This is a genomic window from Methylobacterium gregans (assembly GCF_022179245.1).
GTDB classification, from domain to species: domain Bacteria; phylum Pseudomonadota; class Alphaproteobacteria; order Rhizobiales; family Beijerinckiaceae; genus Methylobacterium; species Methylobacterium gregans.
In genome coordinates, this window is the sequence record NZ_BPQM01000049.1 from 1 (window position 1) to 12,118 (window position 12,118).

The following is a 12,118-nucleotide window of genomic DNA, read 5'->3' on the forward strand; positions in this document are numbered from 1 at the left end:
GTTTTGTTAGACGCTCTTACTCGGCCTTCACGCCGGCCTTCCGGAGCGGATGCCCCAGCCGTTCCATGTCGCGCGCGACGCGTTTGTCGAGTGCTGCGGCGCTGGCCTGATCGGGCGTGGGAGGGAGCGCAGCCAACGCGTCGAAGCGAATCCACGTTGCCGAAGTTCGCGTATAGCCGTCCAGGGCATTTCGGGCATCGCGCAGCGGTCCCGTCGTGCCGCCTGCGCCACCGACATTCTCGACGACGACCGATTGGCCAAGACTCCGCTCCCGTCGCCTCTCCGACAATTCTGGTCGGAACGTCGCGGGTGCCCCGGGGTGCATACGGCACCACGGCCACTAAGCGAAGGGGGTCTAGCTCGGCTCGCGCGCGGGTGCGGCGGCGGATCCCGGAACGAGGCTGGCGACGTGGGCGCAACGCACAGCAACGAGCCTTCGTATTTTCATTATATCCTCTCAATATAAGAAAGATCGCTAGTCCTTCGAAAGGCGGCCAACGCGAAGCGGTGAGCGCACGTTTTCAAGCGAGCTTGCGTTGGAGCGAAGTCGCGCCATCGCGTGCGGTCACGTAAGTGCCGTAGTCGGTCGGAACTATTTTCGCTCGTCAAAGCCTACCTGGCCCGGGTGGTACAGGGTTTCATCCGCGGCGCAGCAGCTTGGCGTGATGAACTTGCGATGCGGGTAGATTTGATCGTGCGGGCGGTAAGTGCATATTTGCTTCTTGTGTTATCCAATTACAAGTTGTTCTCCCGGGCGGCGTTCGGGAAATTCAGATTTCATTCCTTCGCTGCATCGGATCGGAACACCTTTTTAACCGTAGAGCCGCACTAATAATTTCCGGAAAACGGGTGGGTTAAATAGGAGTTCGTCAATGTTTGGGCGAAATTTCTCGATCAGGAAAAAACTGGTTTATGCATTTTCGTTCTGAGTATTTTGGTCGTCGGTGTTGCCTCAATTGGGCTCTTTGGCATCAGAGATCTAAGTATAGAAGCCTCGAAGCTAGGGCATAATACCGTTCCGAGCGTTCGCTACGCTGGAGAGCTTCGCGGCAACGTGATCGACGTTCGCGTCAGCGTCGTCAATCACGTCCTCTACACGGATCCCAGCCGAATGGCTGCCGAGGAACAGGCCTTGGCCACGAAGACGCGGGCCGTTCAAGAGACGATGGCACGTTACGCGCCGCTCATCAGCCTGCCGGGTGAGCATGAGCTATTCGCAACCTTTAAGCGGGAGTGGGCGGCATACCTTTCTGCCGTCGACGCTGTGATGGCGTTGTCTCGGACCGGGCAGAAGGATGCCGCGCAGCTTGCCATGACCGAGCGTGTGCGGCCCCGTATCAAGGTGGCGGCTCAGGCCCTCGAAGACATCGTGGTCCTCAACAACAAGGCCGCTGACGTTGGCATCAAGGAGACCGAGGCAACGGCCGAGCGCGTGCGTATGCTGATGGTCGTGATGGGGCTTGTCAGCGTGCTTCTCGCGACCCTTCTCGCCGGATTGATCGTCCGAAGCATTGGAACAAGCATCCGTTCCGTCCTCGCGCCGATGGGCCGCCTTGCTGCGGGCGACCTCGACGTGACCATTCCCGACGACGGTGCGCGAACGGAGATCGGCGCCATCGCCCAGGCGGTTCGCGTGTTCAAGGATGGGCTCGTCCGGATGCGTGCTCTGGAGGCGGAGACTGCCCAGGGCCGCCTCGCTGCCGAAGAGCAGCGAAAGGTCGGCATGCGCCAGATGGCCGATGCCTTCGAGCAGGCGGTCGGCACCATCGTGGGCATGGTTTCCTCTTCAGCCACGGAACTTCAAGCCACGGCTCAAACGCTCGCCACCTCGGCATCCGCGACGGCAAACCAATCCGTTACGGTCGCAGCTGCTGCCAAGCAGGCTTCCTCCAATGTCCACAGCGTCGCTGCTGCCGCAGAGGAACTCGGCTCGTCCGTACAGGAGATCGGACGACAGTCTGCCGGTTCGTCCGATCTCGCCCAGACGGCCGTTGGCGAGGCGGACCAGACCAGGCAACTCGTCCAGGCCCTGAGCCGGGCATCGGCCCGGATCGGCGATATGGTGGGACTGATCTCGACCATTGCCGCTCAGACAAACCTCTCGGCGCTCAATGCCACGATCGAGGCGGCCCGAGCGGGCGAGGCGGGGCGAGGCTTTGCGGTTGTCGCGACGGAGGTCAAGGAATTGGCGGCGCAGACGGCCCGGGCCACCGAGGAGATCGGAACGCAGATCAGCCAAATCCAGGAGGTGACGGGCCAGGCGGTCTCGGCCATCGGATCGATCGCCATGCGCGTCCGGGAAATCAGCGGCGTGGCGACCTCGATCGCGGCGGCTGTTGAGGAGCAGGATGCCGCGACCCAGGAGATCGTGCGCAATGTGGCGCAAGCCTCGGCGGGCACGGGCGAGGTGACAACCAACATCGCCGGCTTGGCGCGGACCTCGGAGGACACCGGTGCGGCCGCGAGTCAGGTGCTGTCGGCGGCCTCCGAACTCGCCCGTCAATCCGAGCGTCTCAACATCGAGGTTGCCGACTTCCTCAGAGATGTGCGTGCGGCCTGATTGTCTCTCCATCGAGGACTGACGAGACCTCGCCCTGTATGTCGTCCTCGTCGGTCCCTCTCGGCTGATCCGCGAAAGCATCGTCAGCCGGCTTTTTGGCGGAGGCGGCCTTCGGAGCCATCTGCCGCACAGGCGCATGGTAGCGCCGACGCGTCGGTGGCCTGTGTGGTCACGTGGCCTGGGACGCTGCCGCTCGACCGCTTGAACCTGCCGTGGTCGCCCGACGTCGAGATGGGGGTTGGCCGCGATCGAGCTTCCGACACGTCCTCAGGCGCCCAGTCGCTTCGAAAGTTCGCGAGCGGCGGAAGATACGAGTTGACCGATCTCATGAACCTTCGAGCTCTGCATTCTCGATGTCGGTCCCGATACCGATATGCCGGCGATCGCCTCCCCATAGACGTTGAGGATGCAGGCCGCGACGCAGCGCATGCCGGTCGTCCGCTCCTCGTCATCGAGCGAGTAGCCCAGACGCCGGCTTTCCGCGATCGCATCGCGAAGCTGCTCGGCACTGCAGATCGTCTTCTCGGTGTAGTTCTTGAATTCGGCCTTCCTGATGAACTGCTCGATTCTCTGATCGTCGAAGGAGCTCAGCATAGCCTTGCCGATTCCGGATGCGTGCAGCGGTGATTTTGTGCCGGGAGGAAAGAATGCCCGTATGGTTTCGTGGGTTTCGACCTGGCTTATAAAAATAATTTCTTCGTCTTGTTCGATACCGAGATTTGAAGTCTCGCCGGTCTGCAACATGAGATCGCGCATGATGGGCCGGCTTCTCTCGAAGATCCCGGAACTCCGCATGAACGATGAGCCGAGCCGGAAAGCTTCCGGGCCGATGAGCCACTCCTGCCGCTTCGGATCGATCTCGACGTAGCGCCGCCCCTCAAGGGTTGCCAACACCCGATGCATCGTCGCTGCCGATTGATCGAGGTGGTCGGCAAGCTGCGTCAGCGTCATGCCGTCATGAGCCGCAAGGGCCTCGAGAACGTCGAGGGCCCGGTCGAGTGCCTGGATGCCGGACGGCTGTTGCGCACCTGAGCCTTTGGGTCGTCCGCGGCGGCGGAGTTGCTTCTGCATCTGCATATCATCATCGAAAGCGAGGTGAAAAATTTGATCATGAAATGCATTTGCGCACAATGAAAAATACCAAGCAACTGCTCCGGTTGACTTAAAAGACCTTTATCCGCGTAATGAAAAACGTTTTCAAAAAAATTTACGGCCTTGTCCCGCCATGCTAGCCCTGAAGGCGCGAACGGGGACGAACGCATGAGCACGCAGAATCCGACCTTCATCCCGGGGCCGACGAACATCCCGGACGTCCTGCGTAAGGCAGTCGACATGCCGACCATCGATCACCGCAGCCCGCTGTTCGGCGCGATCCTCCAACCCGCTTTGGCTGGGGTGAAGAAGGTCCTGAAGGCTCCGAGCGCCGAGATCTTCGTCTTTCCCTCGACGGGAACCGGGGGTTGGGAAACCGCGATCACCAACGTTCTGTCGCCCGGAGACAAGGTGCTGGCCACCCGGAACGGCATGTTCAGCCATCGCTGGATCGACATGTGCCGCCGCCACGGTCTGGATGTCACCGTCGTCGCGCAGGAGTGGGGCGACGGGATCCCGACCGACCGTTTCGAGGAGATCCTGACCGCCGATACGGATCACCGGATCAAGGTCGTGCTGGCGACCCATAACGAGACCGCGACCGGCGTGCGGTCCGATATCCGCGCCTTGAGGTGCGCCCTCGATGCGGCGAGGCACCCGGCCCTCCTGTTCGTCGATGGGGTCAGTTCCATCGGGTCGATGGATTTCCGGATGGACGAGTGGCGCGTGGACGTGGCGGTGACCGGGAGCCAGAAGGGCTTCATGCTGCCGCCCGGCCTCGCGATCGTCGGGTTCTCCCCGCGCGCGCTGGCGACCGTCGAGACCGCCAAGCTGCCGCGGACCTTCTTCGACATCCGCGACATGGCCCGGGGATACGCCAGCAACGGGTTTCCCTACACCCCGCCGGTCGGGCTGCTCAACGGTCTGAAGGTCGCCGGCGACATGCTGCTGGCGGAGGGGCTCGACAACGTCTTCAGCCGCCATCATCGGATTGCGGAGGGCGTCCGGCGGGCGGTGGGAGCCTGGGGCCTGCGCCTGTGCGCGATCAGGCCCGACCTCTACTCGGACACGGTCAGCGCCATCCGCGTGCCCGATGGTTTCGACGCCAACCGGATCGTGGCCCATGCCCTTCAGGGTTACGGCGTCGCCTTCGGAACGGGCCTCGGCGATGTGGCCGGCAAGGTCTTCCGCATCGGGCATCTGGGCAGCCTGACCGAAGTGATGGCGCTGTCCGGACTCGCGACCGCCGAGATGGTCATGGCCGATCTGGGGCTTCCCGTCCGGCTCGGTTCCGGGGTTGCGGCTGCGCAGGAATACTATCGCGGCAGCCGGTCCGCCGTGGAAGCGCTGGCGGCATGACGATGGATGGAACCATGTACATTCCGACCCTGGACGACATGCTTGCGGCGCGTGAGCGTATAGAGCCGCACATCCACCGCACGCCCATTCTGACGTCCCGCCTCCTGAACGAGCTCTCCGGCGCCGAGCTGTTCTTCAAGTGCGAGAACCTCCAGAAGGCAGGCGCGTTCAAGGCGCGCGGCGCCTCGAACGCGGTGTTCGGGCTCTCTGAGGAGCAGGCTCGACGAGGGGTCGCCACCCATTCCAGCGGCAATCACGGCACCTGCCTGTCCTACGCGGCCAGCCGCAGGCGCGTCCCCTGCACCGTGGTGATGCCCCGCACCGCGCCTCAGGCGAAGAAGGACGCCGTCAGGGGCTACGGGGCGCGGGTGGTCGAGTGCGAGCCCTCCACCACGAGCCGGGAGGCCGTCTTCGCCGAGGTGGTGGCCGAGACCGGGGCGGAGTTCGTCCATCCCTACAACGATCATCGGGTGATCGCCGGTCAGGCAACCTGTTCGGCCGAGATGATCGAGCAGGTCGAAGCTCTCTCCGCCGTCGTCGCGCCCATCGGCGGCGGCGGCATGATCTCCGGCACCTGCCTGACCCTATCGAACCTGGCGCCCGGCATCCAGATCTTCGCGGCCGAGCCGGTGCAGGCCGACGATGCCTGCAGAAGCTTCAGAGCCGGGCACATCATCGCCGATGATGCGCCGAACACCGTCGCGGACGGCCTCAAGGTGCCGCTGAAGGACCTGACGTGGCACTTCGTCCGCAACCACGTCACCGACATCCAGACCGCCTCCGAGCAGGAGATCGTCTCCGCGATGAGACTGATCTGGAAGAACCTCAAGATCGTGATGGAGCCCTCGAGCGCCGTGGCGCTGGCCACGATCCTGAAACACCCGGATGTGTTCGCCGGCAGGCGCGTCGGTGTGATCATCACCGGCGGAAACGTCGATCTCGACACGCTGCCCTGGAATTGAGGAGGTCGTGATGAACGCGAATGTCAATCTCAACGATCTCGAAGTCGGCTTCGATGTTCCCGCCCTGCCGGGCATGCGCATGGATGACATCCAGACCCCGTGCCTGATCCTCGATCTGGACGCCCTGGAGCGCAACATCAGGAAGATGGGCGACTACGCCAGTGCTCACGGCATGCGCCACCGCGCGCATGGCAAGATGCACAAGTCCGTCGACGTGCTGAAGCTCCAGATGGAGCTCGGTGGGGCGGTCGGCGTCTGCTGCCAGAAGATCTCCGAGGCCGAGGTCTTCGCGCGGGCCGGCATCAAGGACATCCTCGTGTCGAACCAGGTTCGCGACCCGGTCAAGCTCGACCGCCTCGCGCGGCTCCCCCGCTACGGGGCCCGGGTGATCGTCTGCGTCGACGATCCCGCCAACGTCGTTGACCTGTCGGAAGCCGCCCAGCGCCACGGTACGACGATCGAGTGCTTCGTCGAGATCGATTGCGGGGCCGGCCGTTGCGGGGTCAGGACGACCGAGGCTGTGATCGAGATCGCCCGGGCTGTCGACGGCGCGGCGGGGCTGAGGTTCGCCGGGCTGCAGGCCTATCAGGGCGCGATGCAGCACATTGCCGGATTTGAGGATCGCAAGGTCAAGCTCGACGCAGCCATCGCGCAGGTCCGCGAGGCCGTCGACGCCCTGAAGGCCATCGGCCTCGATCCCGAGCTGGTTTCGGGCGGCGGTACCGGCTCGTATTATTTCGAGGCCGGCTCGGGGGTCTACAACGAGCTCCAGTGCGGATCCTACGCCTTCATGGATGCCGATTACGGACGCATCCACGACAGGGACGGCAAGCGCATCGATCAGGGCGAGTGGGAGAACGCACTCTTCATCCTGACATCCGTGATGAGCCACGCCAAACCGCACCTGGCGATCGTCGATGCCGGTCTCAAGGCTCAGTCGATCGATAGCGGGCTGCCCATCGTCTTCGGCCGCGACGACGTGACGTACATCAAGTGCTCGGACGAGCACGGCGTCGTCGAGGATCTCGGCGGTGTCCTCAAGATCAACGAGAAGCTCCGCCTCGTCCCCGGCCATTGCGATCCGACCTGCAACGTCCACGATTGGTATGTCGGCGTGCGGAACGGAAAGGTCGAGACGCTCTGGCCCGTCTCAGCCCGGGGTAAGGCTTACTGACGCGCCACCGGGCACGGAGCCGCTCACAAATTCCCCCTGCGCTGCCATCAGCGGAGGGATGGCTCCCGTTAATCGGGAGTTTTGCGCGGTGTTCAGAATCCTCAAGACCGCCCCAGGGAGCAGAAAACCATGATCATCGTTCCAGAGCGGGAGATCGCCGGCCTGATCACGGCCGCCGATTGCTTCACGGCCGTCGAGCAGGTGTTCGCCTCGATGGCTCGGAAATCGGCCTACAACTTTCCGGTCATCCGGGAGGCGATCGGCCATGCCGATGCCCTGTACGGATTCAAGTCGGGCTTCGACCGCGAGAGTCTGGCCCTCGGCCTGAAATCGGGAGGCTTCTGGCCGAGGAACGGCGAACAGGGGCTGACCAACCATCAGTCGGCGATCTTTCTCTTCGACGCGGATTCCGGGCAGTGCCGGGCCGTCGTCGGAGGCAACCTGCTGACGGCCTTGCGCACCGCGGCGGCCTCGGCGATCTCGATCAAGCATCTGGCGCGACCGGATGCGAAAGTCCTCGGCATGATTGGGGCCGGACACCAGTCGACCTTCCAGCTGAGGGCCGCGCTCGACCAGCGGGCCTTCGACAAGGTGGTGGGCTGGAACATCGATCCGGGTGCGCTGATCCGCCTTGAGGCGGTCGCGGCGGAGAAGAACGTTCCTTTCGAGGCGGTCGACCTCGTTCGCCTCGGTGAGGAGGCGGACGTCATCATCACCATCACGTCGTCTTTCGCGCCGATCCTCAGGACGTCGCAGGTCCGTCCGGGAACACACCTCGCCTGCATGGGAACCGACACGAAGGGCAAGCAGGAGGTCGAAGCCGAACTCGTCGCAGCGGCCACCGTATTCACCGATGAGATCGCGCAATCCGTCCAGATCGGCGAGGCGCAGCACGCGGTCGCCGCTGGACTCCTCGCCGCCTCGGACATCGTCGAGCTGGGAACCGTGATCAACGGAACGCATCCCGGTAGGAGATCGGATCGCGAGATCACTCTGTTCGACGGCACCGGCGTTGGCCTCCAAGACTTGGCAGTTGCCTCTGTTGCCGTCGATCTGGCCATGTCCAGAGGCGTCGCGAGCGAGATCGAATTCTGATTGCGAGCACGCGGGCTTCCATGAAGGAGGACCGGCTTTCTCGACTCCACCGGGGCACGTCAGATCCGTGCGCATCGAGGAGGCCTGACGACACGAGGATCAAGGCCACATCGGGCCGGAGAACGCATGTCTGGTTGTGAGAAGTCTTGGCTGGAGGTCGCGTCGAAGGACCTTCTGCGCAAGACCGTTGTGCAGACGACGGCCGCACAGAGGCAACCCCTGGAACGACGAAATGGATAGGTTCTTTTTCTTTGTGTCGTCCTGCGAGAGACCTCCGATCTGAAATCCGGGATCGATCGCGGCCGGGACCCTCTTGTTCGTGCATGATTACCGCTTCGGCCATGCGATGATCCTGCGGCAGGCCGACGAAGTCGTGATCGAGCGATCGAACGGGCTTCGCTACCGTGTCGATCGGGCGCGCTGCCCATGGACCGCCACTCCCATAACGCTGCCCGATGCCACCGCGGTGACGCCACGGCCGCAGCGGGCCGGCGCCTTCGCGACGACGTCGGGGGGCAGCCGCCCCGACGAGGGGCCGAGCCTCTCGTGGCGCAGTTCCGCTTCGACCGATCCATATGATTTTTGTATGGATTACTCGCAAACTGATATTGGACTTACATAACCCCGCGGATCACCGTGAGGATGGCTCGCCTACTGGCAGTTGCGTCGCGAAAGCTCAGCATTGTGACGCATTCATCGAGCAGGAAAACTCTCGGACGACCAGATAACTGGAGTTTGAGAGCAAACAAAACTAAAATAAATCGGGAGGTTGATATGCGCCGCTTATCGAGGTCCCTCTTCGCCCAGGTTGTTGCGGCGCTGGTTGCGGGTGTTGTTCTGGGCATCGTCTGGCCGGACTTTGCGGTGGCGCTGAAGCCGCTGGGCGACGGCTTCATCAAGCTGATCAAGATGGCGATCGCTCCGCTCGTCTTCGGCGTGGTGGTGCACGGCATCGTCGGGGCGGGCGACCTGCGCAAGGTCGGGCGCGTCGGGCTCAAATCCCTGATCTACTTCGAGGCGGTCACCACGCTGGCCCTCCTGCTCGGCCTCGCCCTCGCCTACCTGTTCGAGCCTGGCCACGGCATGAACGTGGACACGGCCAGCCTCGATGCCCGTGCGCTCAGCCCCTACACCGACCGCGTCGGGCAGGTCACCGGCACCGTCGACTTCCTGATGAAGATCATCCCCACCACCGTGGTCGATGCCTTCGCCAAGGGCGACATCCTGCAGGTGCTCGTCATCGCCATCCTGTTCGGCTCGGGGCTGGCGCTGCTGGGAGAGGCCGGCAAGCCGCTGGCGGCCAGCATCGAGCGCATCACCCAGGTGCTGTTCAAGGTCATCGGCTTCATCGTGCGGCTGGCCCCGCTCGGCGTGCTCGGCGCGGTCGCCTTCACGGTCGGCAAGTACGGGGTCGGCTCGCTCAAGCAGCTCGGCATGCTCGTCGGGCTGTTCTACGCGGGCGTGGCCTTCTTCGTGCTGGTGGTGTTGGGCGCGATCATGCGGCTGGCGGGCTTCAGCATCCTGAAGCTGCTCGGCTACCTGCGCGAGGAGCTGACCGTGGTGGCGGGCACCGCATCCTCGGACAGCGTGCTGCCGCAGGTGATGCGCAAGCTGGAACGGCTGGGCATCAAGGACTCGACGGTGGGGCTCGTGATCCCGACCGGCTACTCGTTCAACCTGGACGCCTTCTCCCTCTACCTGACGCTGGCCACCGTGTTCATCGCGCAGGCGACGAACACGCCGCTCACCTTCGGGCACCTCCTGCTGATCCTGGGCATCGCGCTGCTGACCTCGAAGGGGGCGCACGGCATCCCGGGCTCGGCGATCGTGGTTCTGGCCGCGACGCTGTCGGCGGTGCCCGACATCCCGGTGATCGGTCTGGTTCTGGTTCTGTCGGTGGACTGGTTCGTGGGCATCGCCCGCGCGCTGGGCAACCTCATCGGCAACTGCGTGGCGACCGTGGTGATCGCGGCCTGGGAGGGCGACATCGACCGAGACCAAGCCCACCGCGTCCTCGACGGACGCGCCGACACCGACACCGCCGGGATCCTCGCCGAGGGGCCCGCTTCCGCTCCGGCTCCTCCGTCCCCGGCCCTGGTCGCGAGCGTCGGACGCAGCGCCTGAGACGTCGCCTGTTGAGAGCACACAATGCGCCGCGATCCGGCCCATTGTATGGTCTCCGAATCCATCGAAGATAAGCAAGGTGATGACATGCAAGGTGAAAGCAGGACAGCCTCCGCGTACCATCCGCCCTGCGGCGGTCTGCCTGCCCAGACGGCGCTGATGACCGGGCGCGCTGTGTTCACCGAGGCTTACGCCGTCATCCCTCGGGGGGTGATGAGCGATATCGTCACTTCGGTCCTGCCCTTCTGGCAGGGCACGCGCGCCTGGATGCTGTCGCGCCCGCTCTCGGGCTTCTCCGAGACCTTCGCGCAATCTCTGCTGGAGCTCGCTCCCGGAGGCGGCAGCGCCACCCCTGAGCCCGACCCGGAGGCCGAGGGCGTGCTCTTCGTGGTGGAGGGGCGCCCGAACTTGACGCTCGCGGGCCACGTGCACGGCCTGCGCCCGGGCAGCTATGTCTACCTCGCGCCCGGCGCTGCCTGGTCCCTGCAGAACCCCGAGGGCACCGCCCGCTTCCACTGGATCCGCAAGGCCTACGAGCGGGTACCGGGTCTTGAGCCGCCGGAGAGCTTCGTCACCCACGAGAGCCGCGAGGAGCCCGTGGCCATGCCGGGCACGGACGGCGCCTGGGCCACGACCCGCTTCGTGGCCTCCGATGACGTGCGCCACGACATGCATGTCAACATCGTCACCTTCCGGCCCGGGGGCTCAATTCCCTTCGAGGAGACGCACGTGATGGAGCACGGCCTGTTCGTGCTGGAGGGCAAGGCGGTCTACCGGCTCAACCGCGACTGGGTCGAGGTGGAGGCGGGCGATTTCATGTGGCTTCGCGCCTTCTGCCCGCAGGCCTGCTACGCGGGCGGCCCCGGCCCCTTCCGCTACCTGCTCTACAAGGACGTGAACCGCCATGCCGCCTTGCGGCCGCGCGGGCTCGGTCGGTGAGCGCGCCGGTGAGCGCGCGCATCCTCGTCGCGCAGCCCCTGACGGCAGAAGCCTTCTCCCCCTTCGGCACGGTGATCGACAAGACAGAGGTCGCTCCGCGCCCGATGAATGCTGGCCGTGCGCGCCGCTTCCACGACCTCGCGGAGGTAGCGGTGCTGGGCGAAGAGAGCACGGTGGTGATCGGCCATGTCGAGGCCGAGCCATACGCGGTGCCATTGGTGGTCGGCTTGGTCGAGCGCCACCCGCTGGGCGCGCAGGCCTTCGTGCCGCTGGACGCATCGCCCTTCCTTGTTGTGGTTTGCCCCGACGAAGAGGGCCACCCAGGGCGACCGCAGGCTTTCCTCACAGCGCCGGGTCAGGGAGTCTGCTATGCGGTGGGCACGTGGCACGGGGTACTCACGCCAATCGGGGCATGCCAGGACTTCCTGGTGATCGACCGCGGCGGGCCGGGCCAGAACCTCGAGGAGCACGTCTTCGACAAGCCTTGGACGGTCGTCCTCCCGGAGCTGAGACAGGTCGGCTGAACGGGGCTGGCATTGAGGTGGCTCACCCTGAAGTGTGGCTCTGGAGCCAAGCCGGGGGCTGACAAAGAGACGAGGAGCAGCATCAACCGAGGAGAACGAGCGTGCTCAAGGGCGTATGACCCCTCGGGCTCCTGGGTCTTGACGCTGCTACCGACGAAGGCTCGGCCTGCACGGATGTGCTTCCCACTCGCGCGACGTTGCCCGTCAGCGCCCGTCATAGGTCTGTCGCGGATTTTTCGCGTGTTTGTCGTCTGGGGAGTTGACGGGGCTGCTGGGGCTGCGTAGATAC

At 64.5% G+C, this 12,118-nt stretch carries 10 protein-coding genes; 9 read left to right on the forward strand and 1 reads right to left on the reverse strand.

The genetic code is table 11. The features are described from left to right. Nucleotides 1–934: 934 nt before the first annotated feature. Nucleotides 935–2,560: a methyl-accepting chemotaxis protein gene (locus MFF54_RS11140; RefSeq protein ID WP_238302838.1), complete on the forward strand. Its 1,626-nt coding sequence runs from the start codon at nt 935–937 to the stop codon at nt 2,558–2,560. A 267-nt stretch (nt 2,561–2,827) separates the two neighbouring features. Here MFF54_RS11140 and bhcR read toward each other — a convergent pair whose 3' ends face one another. Beyond that, nucleotides 2,828–3,631 (reverse strand): HTH-type transcriptional regulator BhcR, encoded by an 804-nt coding sequence (gene bhcR / locus MFF54_RS11145; RefSeq protein WP_238302839.1) that lies wholly within the window; start codon nt 3,629–3,631, stop codon nt 2,828–2,830. 189 nt (nt 3,632–3,820) lie between these two features. Between bhcR and bhcA the strand changes: the two genes are divergently transcribed. From bhcA to MFF54_RS11185, 8 genes are all read left to right on the forward strand, one after another. Then, nucleotides 3,821–5,011, forward strand: a complete 1,191-nt coding sequence (gene bhcA, locus MFF54_RS11150) for an L-aspartate--glyoxylate aminotransferase BhcA (RefSeq protein WP_238302841.1) — start codon at nt 3,821–3,823, stop codon at nt 5,009–5,011. 14 nt (nt 5,012–5,025) lie between these two features. Further along, nucleotides 5,026–5,973: a beta-hydroxyaspartate dehydratase BhcB gene (bhcB, locus tag MFF54_RS11155; RefSeq protein WP_238302842.1), complete on the forward strand. Its 948-nt coding sequence runs from the start codon at nt 5,026–5,028 to the stop codon at nt 5,971–5,973. A gap of 10 nt (nt 5,974–5,983) precedes the next feature. After that, nucleotides 5,984–7,147 (forward strand): 3-hydroxy-D-aspartate aldolase BhcC, encoded by a 1,164-nt coding sequence (bhcC, locus tag MFF54_RS11160; protein WP_238302844.1) that lies wholly within the window; start codon nt 5,984–5,986, stop codon nt 7,145–7,147. Between the two features lie 129 nt (nt 7,148–7,276). Next, entirely contained in the window at nt 7,277–8,242 is a 966-nt protein-coding gene (bhcD, locus tag MFF54_RS11165; protein WP_238302845.1) for an iminosuccinate reductase BhcD, read from the forward strand. A 313-nt stretch (nt 8,243–8,555) separates the two neighbouring features. After that, the gene (locus MFF54_RS11170) at nt 8,556–8,864 is read left to right on the forward strand and encodes a hypothetical protein (protein ID WP_238302846.1); all 309 of its coding nucleotides are present in this window, start codon (nt 8,556–8,558) and stop codon (nt 8,862–8,864) included. A 152-nt stretch (nt 8,865–9,016) separates the two neighbouring features. Beyond that, on the forward strand, nt 9,017–10,366 hold the full coding sequence (gene dctA / locus MFF54_RS11175) for a C4-dicarboxylate transporter DctA (protein WP_238302847.1): 1,350 nt from the start codon (nt 9,017–9,019) through the stop codon (nt 10,364–10,366). A gap of 87 nt (nt 10,367–10,453) precedes the next feature. After that, nucleotides 10,454–11,305, forward strand: coding sequence for a bifunctional allantoicase/(S)-ureidoglycine aminohydrolase (locus MFF54_RS11180; protein WP_283206274.1), 852 nt, complete (start codon nt 10,454–10,456; stop codon nt 11,303–11,305). Between the two features lie 8 nt (nt 11,306–11,313). Then, entirely contained in the window at nt 11,314–11,829 is a 516-nt protein-coding gene (locus tag MFF54_RS11185; RefSeq protein ID WP_238302849.1) for an ureidoglycolate lyase, read from the forward strand. The last annotated feature ends 289 nt before the right edge of the window (nt 11,830–12,118 follow it).

Bases quoted from the DNA above. Each gene is read 5' to 3' on its own strand.
- bhcR (WP_238302839.1), bottom strand. From the start codon at position 3,631: ATGCAGAAGCAACTCCGCCGCCGCGGACGACCCAAAGGCTCAGGTGCG.
- bhcA (WP_238302841.1), top strand. From the start codon at position 3,821: ATGAGCACGCAGAATCCGACCTTCATCCCGGGGCCGACGAACATCCCG.
- bhcB (WP_238302842.1), top strand. From the start codon at position 5,026: ATGTACATTCCGACCCTGGACGACATGCTTGCGGCGCGTGAGCGTATA.
- bhcC (WP_238302844.1), top strand. From the start codon at position 5,984: ATGAACGCGAATGTCAATCTCAACGATCTCGAAGTCGGCTTCGATGTT.
- bhcD (WP_238302845.1), top strand. From the start codon at position 7,277: ATGATCATCGTTCCAGAGCGGGAGATCGCCGGCCTGATCACGGCCGCC.
- dctA (WP_238302847.1), top strand. From the start codon at position 9,017: ATGCGCCGCTTATCGAGGTCCCTCTTCGCCCAGGTTGTTGCGGCGCTG.
- MFF54_RS11180 (WP_283206274.1), top strand. From the start codon at position 10,454: ATGCAAGGTGAAAGCAGGACAGCCTCCGCGTACCATCCGCCCTGCGGC.